The sequence below is a fragment of the Vibrio pomeroyi genome, assembly GCA_041879425.1.
GTDB classification, from domain to species: domain Bacteria; phylum Pseudomonadota; class Gammaproteobacteria; order Enterobacterales; family Vibrionaceae; genus Vibrio; species Vibrio pomeroyi_A.
The window spans coordinates 2,500,466-2,522,079 of the sequence record CP090854.1; the positions used below are offsets into that span (position 1 = coordinate 2,500,466).

Consider the following 21,614-nt stretch of genomic DNA (forward strand, 5'->3'; position numbering starts at 1 on the left):
CGTTTACTGCTAAGTAATCACTAGAAAATCGAATCAAAGGCTGCTTATTAAAGCAGCCTTTTTCATATCTGCTAATCGAATAAAAATTAATAGATATATTACTCAAAGTTAGGTTCAACCTTGAACTTAATCACATTTTTGGGTAGCATTCGCGCACTTATCTTTTCGACACTTCGCTATTGCCGCTCTTTTCAATCACCGTTTGGCTGCGCAATACACTCGTGTCGGGTAAATCCATCTTAAGCATAGCTGAGCAAACATGTTCGAATTCCCACAATTTTCAAAGCACTCTGTAAAGAATGATGTGCTTTCAGGTCTAACAGTAGCCCTAGCTCTGGTACCTGAAGCCGTAGCATTCGCCTTTGTTGCAGGCGTTGACCCAATGGTTGGTCTATACGCAGCATTCATCGTAGGTTTAATTACTTCTGTCTTCGGCGGTCGTCCAGGTATGATTTCTGGTGCAACTGGCGCAATGGCTGTTGTAATGGTGAGCCTAGTAGCAACCCATGGCGTTCAATACCTATTTGCGGCAGTTATGCTAGCCGGCCTTCTGCAAATTGCAGCGGGTGTATTTAAGCTAGGTAAATTCATCCGTATCGTTCCGCACCCAGTAATGATTGGTTTCGTGAACGGCTTAGCGATCGTTATCTTCCTAGCACAGCTTGGACAATTTAAGGCACCAGATGTAACAGGTGCACTAACTTGGTTACCAAGTGGTCAAATGACACTGATGTTAGGCCTTGTAGCACTGACTATGGCTATCATCCACTTCCTACCTAAGCTAACAACAGCAGTACCATCGTCATTGGTTGCTATTGTTACGGTAACGGCTTTGGTTGTTGGCCTTGATCTAGAAACTCGTACTGTTGTTGACTTCTTGCGCACTATGTCTGGTGACGAAGCAGCAACACTAGCGGGCTCTCTACCAACATTCTCTATTCCAGCAGTACCGTTTAGCTTAGAAACGCTATACATCATCCTGCCTTATGCAGTGATTCTTGCAGCGATTGGTCTAATCGAATCACTACTGACGCTAACCGTACTAGACGAAATGACAAACACTCGTGGTCAATCTAACCGTGAATGTGTTGGTCAAGGTATGGCGAACGTGACGTGTTCAGTATTTGGCGCGATGGGTGGTTGTGCGATGATCGGTCAATCGATGATCAACGTAAACTCAGGTGGTCGTGGTCGTCTGTCTGGTATCGTTGCTGCCGTTGCACTACTGATGTTCATTCTATTCGGCTCTGCACTTATCGAAATGATTCCTCTAGCAGCGCTAGTGGGTGTAATGTTCATGGTTGTAATTGGTACATTCGAATGGGCAACCTTCAAGCTTGCACGTCGCGTACCTAAGCAAGACTTCTTCGTTATCGTTCTTGTTACGGTTGTAACTGTAATGACTGACCTAGCGGTTGCTGTATTTGTGGGTGTCATTGCATCTGCACTAATGTTTGCATGGCAACATGCTAAGCATATCTACGCAGACACATCGGTAAACGACAAAGGCTCTAAAGAGTACAAGGTTAACGGCCCAATCTTCTTTGGTTCAACGGCTAATTTCCTAGAGTTGTTTGACGCATACAACGATCCACAAGATGTTATCGTTGATTTCGCAAACTCACGTGTTACCGACCACTCAGCTATTGAAGCGATTGATACTATTGCAGAGCGTTACGCAGCACTAGGTAAAACGCTTCACCTTCGCCACCTAAGTCAAGACTGTGTTGCTATGCTGCACAAAGCCGGTAGCTTAGTCGAAGCGAACGTAGCAGAAGACCCAATCTACAAAGTAATGTCTAAGTAATCTTAGGCAGAACGTAAAGCTAGATTTAAAAGGCCGACATTAAATGTCGGCCTTTTTTATACGTCGTATTTATTAACTAGCCAGTAAAGTACTGAACATAGCTTTAATGTTAAATAGACCTCAATATCGCTTCGCCCGACTCTTCGATTAAGTCCAAAACCAGCTCAAAACCATCACCCTCTCCATAATATGGATCCGGAACCTCTTGATAGTCAGATTCACCAAAACTCAAAAATAGCGCGAGCTTGTATTGCAGGTGCGCTGGGCACTGACTCATTAAGTCATCTAAGTTCGCCCTATCTGCCGCGAGTATCAGGTCAAACTCTTCGAAGTCATTCGCGACCACTTTACGAGAAGTAATTCCCTTGAAACTGTAGCCTCGCTTCTCGCCAGCTGCCTTTGAGCGCGAATCCGGAGGGTTTCCTTGATGAAAGCCAATCGTCCCCGCAGAATCGACCACAACATCAATATCCAGCTGTTTCGCTTTCTTTCTGAGTACCGCCTCACCTGTTGGCGAGCGACAAATATTCCCCATGCAAACCACGAGTATCTTTTTCATCCGTAATCACCTGTTCTTCCGATGGTTTTTGCTATCGTTAAGTTAGGCTATGATAGGCGCAATCACAACTTAAAAGGATTTGTTATGTCGACCGAAGACAACAAAGAACAACGTCATAAAGCAAGACAACAGAAAGTAAAAGAACAAGTCGATGCACGTGTGGCCGCTGCACAAGAGGTCAAAGGCCTACTATTGGTGATTACGGGGAATGGTAAAGGGAAATCAACATCAGGTTTCGGCACCATTACTCGCGCTGTGGGTCACGGTAAGAAATGTGCCGTTGCTCAGTTTGTTAAAGGCACCTGGGATAACGGCGAAAAAAACGTTCTGCAAAAGCTCGATGTAGAGTTCCAAGTAATGGGCACAGGTTTTACTTGGGAAACTCAGAACAAAGCGCAAGATATTGAAGCTGCGCAGCGTGTATGGAAAGAGTGTCAACGCATGCTGGCTGATGAGTCGATTGATGTGATTCTGTTTGATGAACTGACTTACATGGTGAGCTATGGTTACATCGAACTCGATGAAGTAGTAGAAGCGTTGAACAACCGTCCGAAAATGCAGTCTGTAATCATTACAGGCCGTGGGGCGCACCGTACTCTTACAGAAATGGCTGATACCGTATCTGAAGTGCGTAATGTAAAACACGCATTTGAATCTGGTGTAAAAGCGCTACAAGGCGTTGATTGGTAATCACCTTCAACCAGAGATCCCACGACTCGGTTACTCTTCCCTCTAGAGGATGACGACCACTAAGACGTCACGCCCTTGAATAAAAGGACAAGTACCTATCGTCATTCCCTAGAACGAGGGACGAGTGTCATAGGGAATCTCTCTTGAGTATTATCGAAGCCAAAATAAAAAGCGCCATTCCTACAACAGGAATGGCGCTTTATTCATTTCAAAATGAGCTAAGGATTAATTAAACAAGCCTTTTAGTAGGCCGTTTACTGCGTCTCTTGTTTTCTCATCTTTGATCTTGTCACCGTACTTTTCGTCTAGCTTTTCTAAACCACGATCAATCTCTTTCTGTGCTTTCTGTTTCAATACATCATCAAAAACAAGTGCAAATTTCGGGTCTGCCCACTGGCCAGTTACCTTAATTGGGATAGTCACATCTTTCAGGTCATCAATGCTCTTACCACCCTGACCTTCTAACGAACCAACGATCGATGTACGAACAAGGAAGTCTACGGTTTCATTAATGAAGTTAGCTTTACCTTGGCCAGTAACGCGCAGTAGTGGTGACTGTGCCGACAAGTCGTTGGTTGAAACCCAACCTTTGTCGACCTTCAACGTCGCTTTCATTGCACTGAAGTCCGTTTTTTGAGCTTCATTTGTGCTTTCAACTTTCTCGCCTTTGATCTTCGCGTAATTCTCACGAATCAATTGCGCAACGTTGATACCGTTTACCGCACCATCTTCAAAGTTAATCGCGATAGTACCAACTAGGTTCTTCTTAATACCCGTCGGAGTCAGGCTCTTACCTTTCACATTAACATCGATATTACCAGTACCTTCCAGCATATCGTTATCTGCAACATCAACCAGTAACGGCTGAACTTTCACGCCTTTGATTTTCTTCTTAGCTGTGTAAGTCGCTGGTGTTTTACGTGCATCTAACTTAGCAGTTGCAGAAATGGAGCCTTGGTAAAGGTTCGATGTGAATGAGGTAAGTTCTGCGATACCGCGGTTAACCGAGAATGCTGTTTTAACATTCTGCATTTTCGCATTGCTCGCCTTGAACTTATCAATCGTGATATCACCTTTAACGTCTAACGTTTTCAGTGCCGACAGATCAGGTTCTACTTCTTTCGCAGGTGCAGAGCTACCTGAGTTTGACGTTGAACCACCAGCAGACTCAGAAGGAGCAGTGCTCGCCGTTTCTGTTGTGTTACCTAGACCTAAGAACTCATCAAGGTCGATGTTCGGGCTATGAAGAGAGAAACGAACCTTTGGAATTTCAGACAGGGTTACGTCAGCTTTACCATCTAGCGCGATAGAGTTTGCTTGTAGCTTCTCTAACACGAAGCTCAAGTGGCTCTTAGTGAGGTCAAAGCTCAAGTCAGATAACATATCGACTTTCATTGGTGATTGCGGAAGCGTGTCACCTTTGAATGTTGAGTCTAGCGTTAACTTATTCAGTGTCACTTTTGAAATCGCGCTATCAACGGTTAGCTCACCGCTACCTTTCAGGTCTAGGTCAAGACCCGCGGCTTTACCTACCACAGCGTAAGTCAGTTGGTTAACCTTATCGAATTCAAACGTATCCAAGCCAATCTTCGCAGAGTCTATCGACGTTGCTGGATCATTGAATTTCGCATTGAGGTCAATATTGCGCAGCGCGTAACTTGCGAAACCTTCCGCTAATTTAAATTCAGCACTGCCGTTTGCAGAGAATTTCTGTTGATTGTTTTCACCAGAAGCGGCGAAGGTTGCCGTTGTCCATGTATCCACAGCAAACTCGGATAAGTTCAAAGACACATCGTACAACTTAGTGAATGAACCCGCTTGCTTGTCGTCCATTTCAAACAGTGCGTTTGATACAGTGACACCCGCAAGGTTAATCGTCCAACCAGATGCTTCCGTTGCGCTTTGTTCTTCAGGTGCAGGAGCTGATTCCGAATTGGTGTCTGCAACAGCAGTCTCAGATTCTTGAGGCGCTGACGCTTGTGTTAACGCATCTATGTTCTTACGACCATCTTTAAGCGTTTCTAAATAGAACTCTGCACCGTCTAGAGTGATGTTGCCGATCTCTAGTTGGTTGCTAAATAGCGGAGTAACCGAAACATCAACGCCAACGGTATCAACCTTGAATAGGTTCGGTTGGGTAAACCCTTCTGGGTTACGTAATTCAGTTTGACCAAGTTCAAAGCCAATAGATGGGAAAAATTGCCAGCTGATATCGCCCTCGATCACGAGCTCTAGGCCTGTGTATTTCTGGGCTTGTTCGACAATTAATGGCTTAAATTGGTTGGGATTCACTAACAGCACTAGTGCCAGAATTGCTGCAATAACAACAAACACTGGTACAGCTATGAAAATGAGTAGTTTCTTCATCCGCATATTCCTTGCTTAGATTCCAAAAGAAAGTGGCACTATAAAAGTGCCACTGATTCGGTAAAAAATAAAGCTAAGTGAGTCACTTAGGCAAATTTTTATTCGATTAAGACTTCAACAACTTCGCAATGTGCGCTTTTAGCACATCAATCGCAATACGGTTTTTACCACCACGAGGAACGATGATGTCTGCATGTTGTTTTGAAGGCTCGATAAACTGCATGAACATTGGACGTACAGTTTCTTGGTATTGCTTAAGCACTGTGTCCATTGTACGACCACGCTCTTCCACATCACGCTTAACACGGCGTAGTAGACAGATGTCTAACGGTGTATCCATAAACACGCTTGCGTGCATTAGTTCACGAAGACGCGGGTCTGTAAGAAGCAGAATACCTTCTAAAATGATCACTTTCTTAGGAGTAAGTGTAGTCGTTTCAGAAGTACGTGTGTGCTCTGTGTAACTGTATTCAGGAACTTCTACGGCATTGCCACTCATTAGCTGCTGTAGATGTTCACATAAAAGGTCATGATCTAGTGCATTTGGGTGATCGTAGTTAGTTTTAACTCGCTCTTCCATACTCAAGTGGCTTTGGTCGCTGTAATAGCAATCTTCCGTGATAACACCAATTTGATGGTCGCCTACTTTTTCGCGCAGCTCATTATAAATCGTACTAGCAATCAGACTTTTTCCTGAAGCTGAAGCGCCAGCGATACCTACGATGACACATTGATTATTATCAGACATTATTTTGCACCCGATATGGTTTGGTGGTGGGAATAGATAAACCGCCTGATTATAGGGGCTAAAGCACATAGATTCTAGTCGCCATTTTAGCTAATTGCAGTCAAATTGATGATCTCAATACATTTACTTAAGACAATCGTTTGCTTTCAAATAACTTGCCTACAACTATTTGCACAAGCCCAATGGATATTGACTTAAATCCACCGCTATTTATCTAATCCAAACAATATTTAAACGACTTTGTGATTAACGTGCGCTATTCAACCATAGAAAAGTTAATCGCTTCCGGCCTGGCTTTACCCGTCCAGAACATTTTCGCAGCCACATTCTCTGCAAGCTCTAAATAGTGACGAGTATGTTCGCTATCTGGTCGACGAACGACTGTCGGACAACCAGCATCGATGTCTTCACGAACATCAATGTGCAGTGGGATTTGCGCTAAGATATCGAGGTAAAACTCTTCTGACATCGCTTCTGCACCACCCGCACCAAAGATATGCTCTTTCTCACCACAGTGACTACAGATATGGTAGCTCATGTTTTCCACTAAGCCCGCAACTGGCACGCTCACTTTATCAAACATCGCGACACCTTTACGTGCGTCTGCTAATGCCAAATCTTGAGGAGTAGTAACAACAACCGCGCCTGTTACTGGGATTTGCTGAGATAGAGTTAACTGAATATCACCCGTGCCCGGTGGCATGTCGATAACTAGGTAATCCAATTCTGGCCATACGGTTTCGTTAACAAGCTGACCTAAAGCCTTGGCCGCCATTGGACCACGCCAAATTGCAGCATCGTCTTTCGAAACAAGGTAACCGATAGAGTGAGTGAAAATGCCGTGCGCTTCGATTGGCATCATCCACTTATTGTTCTGAACTTCTGGTTTCGCATCTAATTGTCCAAGCATCATCGGCACAGAAGGGCCATAGATATCGGCATCCAATAAACCCACTTTTGAACAAGACTTAGATAAAGCCAGAGCAAGATTGACGGAAGTGGTCGATTTGCCCACCCCACCCTTTGCAGATGTCACGGCGATGATGTTCTTCACGCCCTTCAATGGCGTCGCTACTGTCGTTTCTAACGCAGATGGCTTCACCTTTACTTCAAATTGGAAAGCACTCACAAGCTTTTGCTCAATTTGGGCATTAATCCAATCTTCAAGATCAACAGCAAGCTGGTTAGCAGCGAAAGGCAAGGTAATAACAAACGATCCACGAGGATCAACAGAGACAATGTTTTGGTGTAGCGCCCACTCTGGGATGAGGATTGGTGACTCAAACTCATTCAACCATGAACAGAAATCTTGCTTCGAAGTAAAGTTACGCATTGGGGCTCCTTTTTTTATTTATGCTATCACCCACGAGATGAAGACTGAACCCCTAAAAAACTAGGGGAATCCTTTGTCTGATACCTTGGCGTATCACACGTTATAAAGTAGTATTACCTCTCAAATTTATACCTATCAAAAAAGCGAATTATTAAGTATGGCAACTGATCCAAGACAACTTTTGGTAACTTGTGCGCTTCCGTACGCTAACGGCTCTATTCACCTTGGTCATATGCTTGAGCATATCCAAGCTGATATCTGGGTTCGATACCAGCGTCTACGTGGCAACACTGTAAACTTCATCTGTGCTGACGATGCTCACGGCACGCCAATTATGCTTAAAGCTCAACAGATGGGTATCACACCAGAAGAGATGATCGCTGCTGTTAGTGAAGAGCACCAAAAAGACTTCGCTGGCTTTGATATCAGCTTTGATAACTACCACAGCACACACAGCGAAGAGAACCGTGAACTGGCTTCTCACATCTACCTAGAACTTAAAAAGAACGGCTTCATTTCTAGCCGTACTATTTCTCAGCTTTTCGACCCTGAGAAAGAGATGTTCCTACCAGACCGCTTCGTAAAAGGTACTTGCCCTAAGTGTAAGTCAGAAGACCAGTACGGTGATAACTGTGATAACTGTGGTGAGACATACAGCCCAACTGAACTGATTAACCCTAAATCAGCGGTTTCTGGCGCAACTCCAGTAATGAAAGACTCTGAGCACTTCTTCTTCGACCTGCCTCAGTTCGAAAGCATGCTGAAAGAGTGGACTCGTTCTGGCTCTCTACAGAACGAAACTGCAAACAAAATGCAGGAATGGTTCGAGTCTGGCCTTCAACAGTGGGATATCTCACGTGACGCGCCTTACTTCGGCTTCGAAATCCCAGGCGAAAAAGACAAGTTCTTCTACGTATGGCTAGATGCTCCTGTTGGCTACATGGCTTCTTTCAAGAATCTATGTGACAAGCGTGACGACCTAAACTTCGACGAATACTGGAAGAAAGACAGCACAGCTGAACTTTACCACTTCATCGGTAAAGACATCGTTTACTTCCACAGCCTATTCTGGCCAGCAATGCTAGATGGCGCGGGTTTCCGTAAGCCAAACAACGTATTCGTACACGGCTACGTAACTGTGAACGGCGCGAAGATGTCTAAGTCGAAAGGCACATTCATCAAAGCAAGCACGTACCTAAACCACCTAGACCCTGAGTGTCTACGTTACTACTACGCTGCTAAGCTAAACAGCCGTATCGATGATCTAGACCTTAACCTTGAAGACTTCACTCAACGTGTAAACGCTGACGTAGTAAACAAGATTGTTAACCTAGCTTCTCGTAACGCTGGCTTCATCACTAAGCGTTTTGAAGGCAAGCTTTCTGCTGAATTTGCAGAACCAGAACTTTACAACGAATTCGTTGCTGCTGCTGAACGTATCGGTGAGCTATACGAAACTCGTGAGTTCAGCCGCGCTATCCGTGAAATTACCGCACTAGCAGACAAAGCTAACCAGTACATCGATGAGAAAGCACCTTGGGTTCTTGCAAAAAAAGAAGGTAAAGAGAAAGAGCTTCAAGAAGTATCTTCTGTTGGTATCAACCTATTCCGCGTACTAATGGCTTACCTGAAACCAGTAATGCCTGAGCTTGCGGCTCGCACTGAAGCTTTCCTAAACGAAGAGCTAACGTGGGAAGGTGTTGCAACACCGCTAACTGATCACGAAATCACTAAGTTCAAAGCGCTATTTAGCCGTATTGATCCTAAGAAAGTGGAAGCGATGATCGAGTCTTCTAAAGAAGATGCAGCAGCTGAAGCAGCGGCAAAAGAAAAAGCAGACGCTGAGAAAGAGCAAGCAAGCCAAACTGAGCTAGACAAAGAACCAATCGCAGATGAGATTGAGTTTGATGCCTTTGCTGCAGTCGATATGCGTATTGCTCGTATCATCTCTTGTGAAGAAGTACCAAAAGCGAACAAACTACTGAAATTCCAATTGGACATCGGTGGTGAAACGCGCCAAGTATTCTCTGGCATCAAGTCAGCATACAAACCTGAAGAGCTAGAAGGTAAGCTAACTGTTATGGTAGCAAACCTAAAACCTCGTAAGATGAAGTTTGGTATGTCTGAAGGTATGATCCTAGCAGCTGGCCCTGGCGGCAGCGACCTATGGATCCTTGAGCCACACGAAGGTGCTCAACCTGGTATGCGTGTAATGTAATCCTGACTTCAGTCAGATAGACAGCACTCATAGCAAAATCCCTAATGCACTTTTAGCTTGAAAGAGTTAACCAGCATTGGGGATTTTTTATATCTACCGAAAATAGGCGTTCTCTGTTAGAGTCGCCCTCAACTATGCTAAGTAAAGTATGAAATGGTTTATCAATGGCAATGCGCCATTTGAATCCACTTTACTCTCTAAACCTCTTTAGGACACCTCAGTGACTAACAATGAAATCTTGCGTCGTATTCAGCACGCACTAAACCTTAAAAATGCACAAATCATCAAAGCTATCGAACAAGCTGATGTGACGGTTGCTCATGACCAAGTGATTAACTGGCTGAAAGACGACAACGACAAGTCATGCTCTAAGATGAAAGATAAAGAGCTAGCGGTTTTCCTGAATGGTTTCATCAACCTAAAGCGTGGTAAAAAAGAAGGTGCTCAGCCTAAACCTGAGGTAGCACTGACAAACAACATGATTTTCATGAAGCTACGTATCGCGTTAAACATGAAAGCAGAAGATGTGCTAGACGTGTTAGAAGTGGTTGGCGTAAGTCTAAGTAAATACGAGATTGGTGCCTACTTCCGTAAGCCAGAGAACAAAAACTACAAAGTATGTGAAGACCAATTACTTTGCGACTTCCTAAATGGCGTTCAGTTTACTAACCGCCCAGATTCAGAAGAGTTTACAGGTTAAGTTTCTACTCATAGATAAGTAATCTGACCAAAGATAGCTCTCTACTCGTTGGTCAGTTTTACTAACTCATGATAAATAAAAAGCGGCGAGATAATTGAATTATCTCGCCGCTTTTTTGTTCTTTCTTTAACGCTATTTAGTTAGCCCAAAAGATTAGCTATCGTCTTCAGTGAAGTTCGTTGGCAACGTTGTTTTCATTTCGTTCCAAACCTGCGCACTTGCGATACCGTAATTACGGATCACCAATGGCAAGTTTTCACGTTGGCCGCTCTCACAGATAACGAACAACTCTTTATAGAAGTCCATCGCTAAACGTCGTGCTTCTGGGTTAGAGAAGTAGTAGCTACCAATACGGTCATACAGTTTACGTACACCGTTGAAGATCAGGCCGTAAATTTGGTTGCCTGAGTGGAATGCTAAACGTTGGAAAAGCATGTAATCGTAGAAGTTGAAAGTCTTCGCGATTAAGATCGTTTGACGTTTCGCTTCATCTTTCTCTGAATCTTCTTTTACTGCTTGCTTGATCTTGTCAGCGTATGGCGATGATTCTAAGAATTCATCCCATGTTGGTGCCGCAAGTAGCGCTTCACAAGATTCAATCACGTTACTAATAGTACGCTCTGAAGCTTCTTTGTTTGCTTTGAATGCATAACGCATAAAGATCGGGCTGATATTAGTACGGGCAGCAAGTAAGTCTTCTACCATCTTGCTTGCGTTATCAACGTCCAACGTCATTAGCGTATCAAGGATATGAAGACCTGATGTCTCCATAAACTGATTAACTTTGGTTGGTTTGCCGTGTTGGATTGTCAACCAACCATCACGAGCAAGACGTTGAAGTACTTCACGAAGCGTAGTACGTGTAACACCAATTAGCTCAGAAAGCTCACGCTCTGCTGGCAAGATAGAACCTGGAGGGAAACGGCCATTCCAAATACTTTCAATGATATACTTTTCTGCAAATCCTGCCGGGCTCTTCGCCTTAATGACCATCTACACTTCAATCCAATTTAATTATTCTGTTCTAATTTACTCATCATACCACTAGTTAACACCTAGCGGAAACACCCTCAAAAATTTTACTCACTCAAAACATCAATAGAGTTAAAACTCTAAAGTTCAGCACACGTTTGCACTCTAGGTTTAGAAAGCAAGCGACTATAAATCACTATTTCAACAAATCATTAACACAACAAATTTTCTTTAAAATCAATGAGATTGGTCATAATTTTAAAGCCATTAAATTGCAATATTAAGTTGTAATAATCATATATAAACCGTCTTTATTCTGTAAATTTCAATCATTTCGCTGAAATATTGATTCTAGTCGGTTTTTATCACATTTTAAGTGGTATGCTTCCGCTACTTTGATCGCGTTTCTCAACAAAAAAGAGGTATTTTTAGTGCTACAGGGCTTTTCCTGTTGACTAAATGTTATCTAAGAGTAGAGTTGCGCTCAAAAATAAGCAGTGCTTGAGTTTCTAAGGGAGTGACTTGGCAAGACCACAGAACATTACATGGAATGTAGTTTTTCTAAGTCACTGTTAGTTATAGTTTTTAACAATTTCTATAGCTCGATTCTCAAAATGTTGTATTGCTTGTCTATTCATAATCAACATAAAAGAGTATTAACATGCCGATGTCTCTCGGAAACGCTTTTATCAAGAACTTCCTTGGTAAAGCTCCTGATTGGTATAAACTTGCCATCATTTCCTTTTTAATCATCAACCCGTTTGTTTTCTTCCTAGTTGACCCATTTGTTGCGGGCTGGCTATTGGTGGTTGAGTTTATTTTCACTCTAGCTATGGCTCTCAAATGCTACCCTCTTCAACCGGGTGGTCTATTAGCTATTCAAGCAGTCGCCATTGGCATGACCAAACCAGAGATGGTTTATCACGAGCTGCAAGCAAACCTTCCTGTATTACTCTTGCTCGTATTCATGGTTGCTGGCATTTACTTCATGAAAGAACTGCTATTGTTCATTTTCACGAAGATCTTGCTTGGCATCCAATCTAAAATTTTACTTTCTGTTGCCTTCTGTGTTGCTGCTGCTTTCTTATCAGCATTCCTAGATGCACTAACAGTAATCGCCGTAGTTATTAGCGTTGCGGTCGGCTTCTACTCTATCTACCACAAGGTTGCATCGGGCAAAGGCACAACGTCTGCGCACGATCATACGCATGATGAAGAGATCTCTGAACTTACTCGTGATGACTTAGAAAACTACCGTGCTTTCTTACGTTCACTGCTTATGCACGCTGGTGTTGGTACAGCACTGGGTGGTGTAATGACCATGGTAGGTGAACCACAAAACTTGGTAATTGCTAAACAAGCAGGCTGGGAATTCGGTGAATTTATCATCCGTATGCTGCCAGTAACACTGCCTGTTTTCTTCTGCGGTATTGTGACTTGTGCACTAGTAGAAAAATTCAAAGTATTTGGTTACGGCTCAGAGCTGCCAACGAATGTTCGCCAAATCTTGGTTGAATTTGACAACAAAGAACGTGCAAACCGCACCAAGCAAGACGTAGCAAAACTATGGGTTCAAAGTGCCATCGCAGTTTGGCTTATTGTTGGCCTTGCACTTCACGTTGCTGAAGTAGGTTTGATTGGTCTTTCTGTGATCATCTTAGCAACAGCGTTTACTGGTGTTATTGAAGAGCACTCTATGGGTAAGGCCTTTGAAGAAGCGCTACCATTTACTGCACTTCTTGCCGTTTTCTTCGCTGTTGTTGCTGTGATCATCGACCAAGCTCTATTTAAGCCAGTAATCGATGCTGTACTTCACGTTGAAGATAAAGGCGCACAACTCGCCCTCTTCTATGTTGCCAACGGTATTCTATCGATGGTTTCAGATAACGTATTCGTAGGTACGGTTTACATCAACGAAGTGAAAACTGCACTAGTAGAGGGTATCATCACTCGTGACCAATTCGACCTACTTGCTGTTGCTATCAACACAGGTACTAACCTACCTTCTGTTGCGACGCCAAACGGCCAGGCTGCATTCCTATTCCTATTAACATCAGCACTTGCTCCGTTAATTCGACTGTCTTACGGCCGCATGGTTATCATGGCTCTGCCATACACCATCGTGTTAGCACTGGTTGGCCTTGCAGGTATCGTGTTCTTCGTAGAACCGATGACAGCATGGTTCTACGATGCAGGTTGGATCATTCAGCGCACTGGTGAAGCTGTTGCTCCAGTTATCTCTGGCGGTCACTAAGCTAAACACTGTGTCGCAAACCATAAAATGTGTAACTCACTAATCAAAAATATTAGTTGATTAGGAAACTTATCCAAGATAAAAAGCTCTGAGTAATCAGGGCTTTTTTATTTTATAGACAGGATTCAATTCGTGAACTTTTTAGCAATGATCAAAGACTTCTCTAAGGGACGTTTATCTTGGCTTTTACTGCTGGCTTTTATTGTCTTTTTTGAAGCGTGCGCTCTCTTCTTCCAACACGTGATGATGCTTGGTCCTTGCGTAATGTGTATCTATGAGCGCGTTGCTATGCTCGCTATCGGTGTTGCAGCCATGATTGGTGCTATCGCCCCGAATAACCCAATATCACGCTGGTTAGGCCTTGCTGGTTGGGGATTTGGCGCATACAAAGGTTTGATGCTTGCTTTAGAGCACGTCGATTACCAGTTCAATCCGTCCCCTTTCGCAACCTGCGACTTATTCGTGACCTTCCCTAGCTGGGCGCCTTTAAACCAATGGGCACCTTGGATGTTTGAAGCTTACGGTGATTGCAGCAAGGTTGTGTGGCAGTTCTTCGATCTTTCTATGCCTCAGTGGCTTGTGATTATCTTTGCAGGTAACTTGGTTGCTTTCGGTATTGTGGTTATTTCTCAATTTGTTAAGTCGAAAAACGACTAACAGTAAGCAGTTGAAATTTAGACAACAAAAAAGTTGACCATGAGGTCGACTTTTTTATTACTTAAGCTTTTGAACATTTAAAGAGAGTCTGTTACTGACTCAAGTAATGTTCATCAACAAACTGCGATTAGCTGTTTTTACCACAGCACTGCTTGAACTTTTTACCACTTTCACATGGGCAAGCATCGTTGCGGCCGATATCTTTAAATGGATTCACGCTCTGCGATTTATTACCTAGCATCGCCTCATCAGCCGCCATTGCCACTTCTGAGATCATCAGATCGACCTGACCCACTAAATCGGCAAGCGATGGTGGGTTTTGAAGCCCAGCCGCAACCATTTGTTGTTGAGTTTGCTCTTCATCAATCGCTAACATTAATGTCGTCAACAGAGCTTGCAGCATGCGCAGAGTGCCGTCCGCAACCGTAATGCTTTGCCACTGCTCTTCCACTGTCGGCCAAACCATCATAAAACCTTCCGCAAAATCCGCGAACTGCTCATTGAAGTCACCTTCTGCAAACACATCAGTCAGTAAGTATTCACTTCGCTGAATTAGGTTGTGCTGTCGATTAATCTGTTCCGTCACTAATGTTACAAGCTCTTTGCCCGCTTCAGGAGCTACGATAGCAATCCATTCTTCAGGATCGAGTGGCTTTGTCGCTAAGTTAGACGCAAGGATTGCACCTTCGATAAACTGCGGCGTAATGTCTGAAATAGATTCTGGTAGGCTTAATAATTGATATGTCATGAAAGCTCTGGATATTTGGGCATTTTCGATATTATAACGTTATCCCCGCTAAGATGTCGCCAACCACTTCCCTCTGTTTTCTAACCGATAACGATACGCAAACCATTGCTATTCAAATATTGGCGAGATTTCACTTATTTCGCTTTGATAATCAGAACCTTGGGTGTAAAACGCTTCCATAAACATTTAGTTACATTTAGGCGTGGTCAACATGAAATCAAAATCCCAAGGTTTTACATTACTCGAACTTGTCGTTGTGATCGTTATACTAGGTATATTGGCTGTGACGGCTGCACCTCGGTTTCTTGGTGTTCAGAGAGATGCTCATGAAGCATTAGCACAAGGCGCATTTGCTGCGTTCAGAAACAGCATTGATATGTACCACTCTCAATGGCTTGTCGATGGAGAGCCCGGCTTCGATCAAGTGGTGAATTACGGTCAGGGTGACATTTATCCTTCTTCTTCAGGGTTTCCATTCGCCGTTGGTGATGCTCCAGTCAGCGCTGGTGTAGGATTATCTGGTGACGACTGTGTTGAGCTTTGGAATGCACTAATGACGACCGACCTAACAATAAGAGCCCATGGAAGTTCCGTTTTTCCATCTGAAGAGAATATCGTCGGCTGGTATACTGCAGATCCAAGCTGCTATTACTATTACACCAGTGGTTTTTCATTTGGCGAAGATATCCCTAGACTTAACTACTTTCCACTAACAGGAGAAGTAACCATTACTGCAGATAGTCCGAGCTCATAGTGACAATCCTGTAAGCACACCGTACAATCACGCCTCTTAATTTCAGGACAGAGATGTTTCGGTAGATCAGCATGCGAGTAATACTTGGCCCGATGGAGGGCGTTCTAGACCACCTAATGCGTGAAATTCTCACAGAGATCAATGATTACGATCTCTGTGTTACTGAATTCGTCCGCGTTACGGATCAATTACTGCCACCGCATGTATTCCATCGCTTGTGTCCAGAACTCCACCAAGGCTCACAAACCATGGCTGGTGTTCCTGTCCACGTTCAACTGCTTGGACAACACCCCAAATGGATGGCAGAGAACGCTATCCAAGCAGCAAGTCTTGGCGCGAAAGGCATAGACCTTAACTTTGGTTGCCCAGCAAAAGCGGTAAACAAAAGTAACGGTGGTGCGTCTCTGTTGAAAGAACCAGAGCTTATCTACCAAGTCGTCAAAGCAACGCGAGAAGCGGTGCCTGCACATATCCCAGTTTCCGCAAAGATTCGCTTAGGTTGGGAACACCCTGATGAATGCTTTGAGATTGTCGATGCTATTGAACAAGCAAAAGCCGACGAACTGACTGTGCATGCTAGAACCAAAACCGGTGGTTATAAGGCCAGTGAAATCAAGTGGGATTACATCAATCAAATCCGTCAGAAAACCTCTCTGCCGCTGATTGCGAACGGTGAGATCTGGAATTACCAAGATGGTCAAGATTGCATAAAAACTACAGGTATTGATTCATTGATGGTCTGTCGTGGTGCATTCAATGTTCCAAACCTTGGGAACGTCGTTAAACACAACCACCAGCCAATGCCTTGGCAACAAGTTATTGCCCTGCTACTGCGTTACTCTGAGTTTGAAATTGAAGGTGATAAAGGTCTGTATTATCCAAACCGCGTAAAACAGTGGTTTGTGTATCTACGTAAAGAATACCCGGAAGCTGAAGAGCTGTTTCGTGAGATCAGAACCTACAAAAAAGCGGCTCCAATTGTCGAGCAGATTAAACGTTATCAAGAGCAATACTGCCAACCTGTTTAAACCTTCGAACAAGCTGGCTGTTCCCTACTTCTAACAATACGCCGATTAAATAACGTGGTTAAAATTCGAGACGGTCTTTACCCGTCGTCTTAGCCACGTAAAGCTTTTCGTCGGCGTATTTAAATATCTCTTCAAAGTTGAGCTTACTTTGTTCTGTTTCTACAATGCAGACACCGCCAGACACTGTGAATCCATTCGGAACAATATCGACTGATTTAGCACTGATTGCGTTTTTCACGCGCTCTAGTGTTCTCATCAGAGTTTCACGATCATCACCTTTCATGTAAACGACAAACTCTTCTCCACCAAACCTTGCGGCCACATCGCTGCTTCGAACACTGTTACTGATCTGGCGCGACATATAACGAATCACATCATCACCTTTGTCATGCCCATAAGTATCATTGATTAACTTGAAATCATCGATATCAAATACCGTTAAGGCAAACAATTGATCGTGATCGTCGCTTCGCCAAAACGCTTCTAAGCCACGTCGGTTAAGTAACCCTGTCATTGGGTCTTTCGCAGCGAGCTCTTTGAAGTAACCTCGTTCAATAGTCGAATTGACGTAGAAAAAGATCGTTACAGAGAAAAGATAGACAATGATAGCAACGATAAGGCTGTCTTTCTCATACACGAAAAAATGTTCGATCTCTTTGGCAATATCCAATTCGTAATACATGGCATGATGGGATGCGACACCTTCGAGGCTAATCTCATGGTAGAAAGCCGCACTATCAATCGGCGCAGAGCGAGTGGTATCGATAATATCTATTCGACCAGCCAGATGCTCATTAGAGTTCTCAAGCAACCTGCCAGCATTAATATCCACCGACAGCATCCCTTGGTGAACGCCTTTATGGAATACAGGGATGGTCATACTGATCATGCGGTCAAGGGAATCAAAACGATAGCCAGGGCCAGAGAGCGTGAGCTGGTCAGGGTTGTTGGCGGTTTTCTGCCAGTAAGGACGACTCTTTATAGTCGAGAGCAGTTCTTTACTCAGTCCTTTGGCAAAATCTTCCGGCGAAGAGATCACATAGCCACTCGTATCAATAAAGTGCACGCCGTCGTGGTATTCATCAAGCTGAGATAAAAATGAAAGAATAGGAGCTAGAGCTATCTTTTCTGAGGCGCTCTTGTAGCTATCACTGGTTTCGGAACAAAGGGATTCTTGGCCGACCAGCATGTAGTCGATATCGACAGAAGGAATGTCTGAAGTTTTACCATCCGCGAGGAGTAACACATCAATAGGCCAGATTTGGCAAAGCCCATCTACAACTTGTTTGTTGTGATCGAGAAAGAGAGGGTTTCCAGATTTGTAGTAGTTTGAGAAGCTGTAGTCTAAAGCAGTCACCACTTTTGTGGTTCTTTTGAACACCTCTTCGATACGATGAAACTCGCTGTCGATGTCTTTTTTAACCAAATCAAAATGGTTCTTTCCGATTAGGCCAAGCAGCATCGTCGCGATCACCGCGGGAAACCCGAAGATAAAGGTAAGGCTAAAGTGCCTATTTACTTTCATATAATTTGCTCTTAGCGCTCAGCTATTTCCATTTACCCCATTAATATTATTACATTAATTGTCATTTCCCACGAGGTAAAAGAGTGTAAATTGATATGAATCGATCTTTCCCATTCACTCAAAGCTTTAAAAACTAGCCCAGACTAAGCAGGGCTAGTCTTGAGTGATTTAATCCAGTTTATTGTCGACGTCAAAAATCATCGACTGCATCGCTGGAATAACAATCTCTGCGGTACCGTTACAGATCAAAACACGTTCTATTTGACCAAGCAAAGCGACTACTTCACCTTGCTCTTGTCCAAGCATCCAGACAGGTAAAACTAGCGACTTTTCTTTGTTAGACAAGTTTAGTACAACTAAGGTCTTTTCCCTTCCAAGACAACGTGCAAACACTAAGGTTTCAGCATCACAATACAACTCTAAGTAAGCACCACTTTGTAAGCTTCTGCGTTCTGTTCGCAAACTTATCAACGCTTGATGGAATGAGAACCAATGGGATGTTTGCTCTGCTCCCCACGGAAAACATCTGCGATTATCCGGGTCTTGACCACCTTCTAAGCCCACCTCGGTTCCGTAGTACAAACACGGCGTCCCAACGTAAGTGAATAACAAAGTCAGAGCTAATTTCTGTTTCGCTTCGTCGCTATTGAGAAGCGTCAAGAGCCTTGCCGTATCGTGGCTATCCAATTGATTCAGTTGCGATAACTGATTCAACCATGGCACCTTAGCTCTTGCTTCTGCTAACCAATCAGAGAAAGTAAACATATCAATATTGATTGGCTCATAAGCGATATCTTGCTTCGCCAATAACGCGCGCACAGGATGAGCAAAACCATAGTAGTTCATTGACCCGTCTTCTTGCTCTCCTTGTAACCATTGGCTGGCCTCAAAGAAATGCTCTCCCAAGATATACGCCTCTGGGTTCTCGGCTTTAGCTGAGTCACGGAATGCCTTCACATAATGTGCATTGTTATAAGCCCCCTCACCTTCCCCTAGCATATGGATCACATCGAAACGCCAACCATCTATGTGGTAAGGCGCTTTCAGCCAATGTTTGATCACTGACTCTTCGGATTGGTAGATATGGTCTCGAACCGCTTCGTTAGAGAAATTTAAAACAGGAAGCGATGAGATCCCTTTCCATCCTACGTACTGAGTCGAATCACTTGGTTTGAAGAAGTAGTAGTCATGATAAGGTGAATCAGAATGACCATAAGCCCCTTTCTCTGAGTTGAGATTTGAACTTGAACTTGAAATGTTGGTGTTTAGCCTATCAAACCAAGGGTGCTCTACCGATGTATGGTTGAATACGGCATCTAAGACAATTTTCATGTCACGAGCATGAATGTCGCTAGAGAGCGCCGCGAACTCTTCATTCGTGCCAAAGTGTGGATCGACCTTATAGTAATCGGTCGTGTCATATTTATGATTACTCGGTGATTGGAAGATAGGGTTTAGGTACAAAGCGGTAATACCTAGCTCTTGCAAGTAGTCTAGCTTGTTATGAATGCCCGCCAAGTCGCCACCAAAAAACTCAGCAGCACCGGTTCCATTGTGCCCTTCAACAGAATCACCCCACTCTTTAGCAACGACATCTAATGTGTTTTCTTTTAGGCGATATTCCCCGGCTTTAACACTGATACTCGGGTTACCATTGCAAAAGCGTTCTGGGAAGATTTGGTAGAAGACCTGCTCCGAGACCCAAGATGGCGGGCGGTGATGGGCATTAAACTTGAAATGAAACTCACGGCTTGGAACACGACTATGTACACCCCTAGCATCAAGCCAGTGCTGTCCTTTCGAGTCGACTAACTTGAAGACATAATGAGTAATGTCTCTGTCTGAATTAACTGGAAAAGAGACTTGCCACTCCGTCAATCGACCTTCAGCACCAACTTTGATCATATCAAGCAGATACTCTTCGTTATCCGGCTCATGCCTCAACAGAACCCGATTCCAATCACTGCGGTCAGTCATTAATTTAACGGTCAGAATGCCGTCTTTTTCGTGGAAGTAATCGGAGGTTTGCGCATGAAAGATAAATGGCTTCATAGTGGTTCTCGAGCAATGTTTAATTTGCTTAAGATATGAAATTTTTTGTTGGCGACAATCAGAAAAATATCGTCAGTCAAAGTAGATCACGCTTTGTAGACCCACTTTGTTTTCAGTAAGACGATTTCTCTCAAAATGATCAAATGAATAGGCCTGTTACCAAGCGTAGATCGCGTTTGAAGTCGACCTATTAACGACTGACTACCGCGCGGTCGATCACTGATTGAGGCAATGTCACACCCAACTCACGAGCAGCTTCTAGATTCACCACCAGCTGTGAGCTTTGTGCGGTTTTAACGTTCAGTTTTCCAGGCTTTTGTCCATTGAGAATAGCTGCTACATAATCCGCAGTTTGTACCCCAACGTCATAGTAATCTAAACCTAAACCTGCAATAGCGCCCTTTCCTACATAAGATGTAGCGCCTGCAACGACTGGCGTATCAGCTTGGTTAGCCGCGTTGATAAGACCTTCCATGCCGCTTGCAACAGTATTGTCCGTTAAGGCATAGATAACATCCGATTTCTTTGCCACTGATTCTGCTTTTGATTCCACATCGTCAATGGTGAGTGCTCTTTCTGTGTAAAGAGTAAAGCCAAAGTCTCGCGTCGCTTTCTTTAACAGTCCAACCAAGGCAACTGCATTTGCTTCTGCCGGGTTGTACACAACACCGATTGAGTTAGCTTCAGGAAGCAGCTCTTTGATTAATGACACATGCTGAGTGATCGGAGATAAGTCAGAAAGCCCTGTGACATTACGCCCCGGCTTTTCTAATTGTTTGACGAGCCTAGCGCCGACAGGATCCGTAACCGCGGTAAACACGATAGGAATCGAGCGAGTCGCCGACACTAAGGCTTGTGAGGTCGGTGTTGCGATACCGACCAATACATGAGGATTTTCACTGACGAGCTCTCTGGCAATTTTGGCAGCTTGCGCTGGATTCCCATCCGCCATTTCATAAGAAAACTCTAAGTTCTTACCGGGTTCATAACCTTTAGCTCTTAAACCTTCAAGAAGCCCTAAGCGTGTTGCATTTAGATCTGGATGATCTACAACTTGTGACACCGATACTTTGGCAATATTTGCTGCCACACCACTAGCCCATAGTAACAGGCAACCGCTTAACGCAGCCGTTAATACTTTTCTTACAGACCTCATCAATACTCCCTTCATCAAGCGCTCGTTGTTATTGCTCGATCTAGAG

General features: G+C 43.8%; 17 protein-coding genes. 8 read left to right on the plus strand and 9 right to left on the minus strand.

Annotated elements, in window-relative coordinates; all coding sequences use genetic code 11:
- Nucleotides 1-259: 259 nt before the first annotated feature.
- Nucleotides 260-1,807 carry a SulP family inorganic anion transporter gene (locus L0992_10890; GenBank protein ID XGB66225.1) on the plus strand — a complete coding sequence of 516 codons (1,548 nt, stop codon included), beginning with the start codon at nucleotides 260-262 and terminating at the stop codon, nucleotides 1,805-1,807.
- 109 nt (nucleotides 1,808-1,916) lie between these two features.
- Here the strand turns inward: L0992_10890 and L0992_10895 are convergent, their stop codons facing one another.
- Nucleotides 1,917-2,366 (minus strand): low molecular weight phosphotyrosine protein phosphatase, encoded by a 450-nt coding sequence (locus tag L0992_10895; GenBank protein XGB66226.1) that lies wholly within the window; start codon nucleotides 2,364-2,366, stop codon nucleotides 1,917-1,919.
- 84 nt (nucleotides 2,367-2,450) lie between these two features.
- Between L0992_10895 and cobO the strand changes: the two genes are divergently transcribed.
- Nucleotides 2,451-3,056, plus strand: coding sequence for a cob(I)yrinic acid a,c-diamide adenosyltransferase (gene cobO, locus L0992_10900; protein XGB66227.1), 606 nt, complete (start codon nucleotides 2,451-2,453; stop codon nucleotides 3,054-3,056).
- Between the two features lie 225 nt (nucleotides 3,057-3,281).
- Here cobO and L0992_10905 read toward each other — a convergent pair whose 3' ends face one another.
- The 3 genes from L0992_10905 to apbC all read right to left on the minus strand — a co-directional run bounded on the left by L0992_10905 (nucleotide 3,282) and on the right by apbC (nucleotide 7,504).
- Nucleotides 3,282-5,423 (minus strand): AsmA family protein, encoded by a 2,142-nt coding sequence (locus L0992_10905; GenBank protein ID XGB66228.1) that lies wholly within the window; start codon nucleotides 5,421-5,423, stop codon nucleotides 3,282-3,284.
- Nucleotides 5,424-5,529: 106 nt separating this feature from the next.
- Complete coding sequence (udk, locus tag L0992_10910; protein XGB66229.1) at nucleotides 5,530-6,171, minus strand: uridine kinase; 642 nt, start codon at nucleotides 6,169-6,171, stop codon at nucleotides 5,530-5,532.
- A 256-nt stretch (nucleotides 6,172-6,427) separates the two neighbouring features.
- A complete protein-coding gene (gene apbC, locus L0992_10915) occupies nucleotides 6,428-7,504 on the minus strand; it encodes an iron-sulfur cluster carrier protein ApbC (protein XGB66230.1) in 1,077 nt (358 codons plus the stop codon).
- A 157-nt stretch (nucleotides 7,505-7,661) separates the two neighbouring features.
- On the opposite strand from apbC, the gene metG reads away from it, so the two are divergent.
- Nucleotides 7,662-9,722, plus strand: coding sequence for a methionine--tRNA ligase (metG, locus tag L0992_10920; protein XGB66231.1), 2,061 nt, complete (start codon nucleotides 7,662-7,664; stop codon nucleotides 9,720-9,722).
- Between the two features lie 220 nt (nucleotides 9,723-9,942).
- The gene (locus tag L0992_10925) at nucleotides 9,943-10,422 is read left to right on the plus strand and encodes a DUF1456 family protein (GenBank protein XGB66232.1); all 480 of its coding nucleotides are present in this window, start codon (nucleotides 9,943-9,945) and stop codon (nucleotides 10,420-10,422) included.
- A gap of 153 nt (nucleotides 10,423-10,575) precedes the next feature.
- Here the strand turns inward: L0992_10925 and fadR are convergent, their stop codons facing one another.
- On the minus strand, nucleotides 10,576-11,415 hold the full coding sequence (gene fadR / locus L0992_10930) for a fatty acid metabolism transcriptional regulator FadR (GenBank protein ID XGB66233.1): 840 nt from the start codon (nucleotides 11,413-11,415) through the stop codon (nucleotides 10,576-10,578).
- Between the two features lie 640 nt (nucleotides 11,416-12,055).
- Between fadR and nhaB the strand changes: the two genes are divergently transcribed.
- Nucleotides 12,056-13,648 carry a Na(+)/H(+) antiporter NhaB gene (gene nhaB, locus L0992_10935; GenBank protein XGB66234.1) on the plus strand — a complete coding sequence of 531 codons (1,593 nt, stop codon included), beginning with the start codon at nucleotides 12,056-12,058 and terminating at the stop codon, nucleotides 13,646-13,648.
- A gap of 147 nt (nucleotides 13,649-13,795) precedes the next feature.
- Nucleotides 13,796-14,305, plus strand: coding sequence for a disulfide bond formation protein DsbB (gene dsbB / locus L0992_10940; protein ID XGB68722.1), 510 nt, complete (start codon nucleotides 13,796-13,798; stop codon nucleotides 14,303-14,305).
- A gap of 127 nt (nucleotides 14,306-14,432) precedes the next feature.
- Here dsbB and L0992_10945 read toward each other — a convergent pair whose 3' ends face one another.
- On the minus strand, nucleotides 14,433-15,053 hold the full coding sequence (locus L0992_10945) for a YecA family protein (protein ID XGB66235.1): 621 nt from the start codon (nucleotides 15,051-15,053) through the stop codon (nucleotides 14,433-14,435).
- Between the two features lie 211 nt (nucleotides 15,054-15,264).
- Between L0992_10945 and L0992_10950 the strand changes: the two genes are divergently transcribed.
- Nucleotides 15,265-15,807 (plus strand): type II secretion system GspH family protein, encoded by a 543-nt coding sequence (locus tag L0992_10950; GenBank protein ID XGB66236.1) that lies wholly within the window; start codon nucleotides 15,265-15,267, stop codon nucleotides 15,805-15,807.
- Nucleotides 15,808-15,878: 71 nt separating this feature from the next.
- The gene (gene dusC, locus L0992_10955; protein XGB66237.1) at nucleotides 15,879-16,835 is read left to right on the plus strand and encodes a tRNA dihydrouridine(16) synthase DusC; all 957 of its coding nucleotides are present in this window, start codon (nucleotides 15,879-15,881) and stop codon (nucleotides 16,833-16,835) included.
- Nucleotides 16,836-16,893: 58 nt separating this feature from the next.
- Here dusC and L0992_10960 read toward each other — a convergent pair whose 3' ends face one another.
- The 3 genes from L0992_10960 to L0992_10970 form a co-directional block, all read right to left on the minus strand.
- Entirely contained in the window at nucleotides 16,894-18,360 is a 1,467-nt protein-coding gene (locus L0992_10960) for a GGDEF domain-containing protein (protein XGB66238.1), read from the minus strand.
- 168 nt (nucleotides 18,361-18,528) lie between these two features.
- On the minus strand, nucleotides 18,529-20,412 hold the full coding sequence (gene malZ / locus L0992_10965; protein ID XGB66239.1) for a maltodextrin glucosidase: 1,884 nt from the start codon (nucleotides 20,410-20,412) through the stop codon (nucleotides 18,529-18,531).
- 190 nt (nucleotides 20,413-20,602) lie between these two features.
- Nucleotides 20,603-21,568 carry an ABC transporter substrate-binding protein gene (locus tag L0992_10970; GenBank protein XGB66240.1) on the minus strand — a complete coding sequence of 322 codons (966 nt, stop codon included), beginning with the start codon at nucleotides 21,566-21,568 and terminating at the stop codon, nucleotides 20,603-20,605.
- Nucleotides 21,569-21,614 lie beyond the last annotated feature (46 nt).

Coding starts and splice junctions, on each gene's coding strand:
- L0992_10890 (XGB66225.1), top strand. CDS start 260: ATGTTCGAATTCCCACAATTTTCAAAGCACTCTGTAAAGAATGATGTG.
- L0992_10895 (XGB66226.1), bottom strand. CDS start 2,366: ATGAAAAAGATACTCGTGGTTTGCATGGGGAATATTTGTCGCTCGCCA.
- cobO (XGB66227.1), top strand. CDS start 2,451: ATGTCGACCGAAGACAACAAAGAACAACGTCATAAAGCAAGACAACAG.
- L0992_10905 (XGB66228.1), bottom strand. CDS start 5,423: ATGAAGAAACTACTCATTTTCATAGCTGTACCAGTGTTTGTTGTTATT.
- udk (XGB66229.1), bottom strand. CDS start 6,171: ATGTCTGATAATAATCAATGTGTCATCGTAGGTATCGCTGGCGCTTCA.
- apbC (XGB66230.1), bottom strand. CDS start 7,504: ATGCGTAACTTTACTTCGAAGCAAGATTTCTGTTCATGGTTGAATGAG.
- metG (XGB66231.1), top strand. CDS start 7,662: ATGGCAACTGATCCAAGACAACTTTTGGTAACTTGTGCGCTTCCGTAC.
- fadR (XGB66233.1), bottom strand. CDS start 11,415: ATGGTCATTAAGGCGAAGAGCCCGGCAGGATTTGCAGAAAAGTATATC.
- nhaB (XGB66234.1), top strand. CDS start 12,056: ATGCCGATGTCTCTCGGAAACGCTTTTATCAAGAACTTCCTTGGTAAA.
- dsbB (XGB68722.1), top strand. CDS start 13,796: ATGATCAAAGACTTCTCTAAGGGACGTTTATCTTGGCTTTTACTGCTG.
- L0992_10945 (XGB66235.1), bottom strand. CDS start 15,053: ATGACATATCAATTATTAAGCCTACCAGAATCTATTTCAGACATTACG.
- L0992_10950 (XGB66236.1), top strand. CDS start 15,265: ATGAAATCAAAATCCCAAGGTTTTACATTACTCGAACTTGTCGTTGTG.
- dusC (XGB66237.1), top strand. CDS start 15,879: ATGCGAGTAATACTTGGCCCGATGGAGGGCGTTCTAGACCACCTAATG.
- L0992_10960 (XGB66238.1), bottom strand. CDS start 18,360: ATGAAAGTAAATAGGCACTTTAGCCTTACCTTTATCTTCGGGTTTCCC.
- malZ (XGB66239.1), bottom strand. CDS start 20,412: ATGAAGCCATTTATCTTTCATGCGCAAACCTCCGATTACTTCCACGAA.
- L0992_10970 (XGB66240.1), bottom strand. CDS start 21,568: ATGAGGTCTGTAAGAAAAGTATTAACGGCTGCGTTAAGCGGTTGCCTG.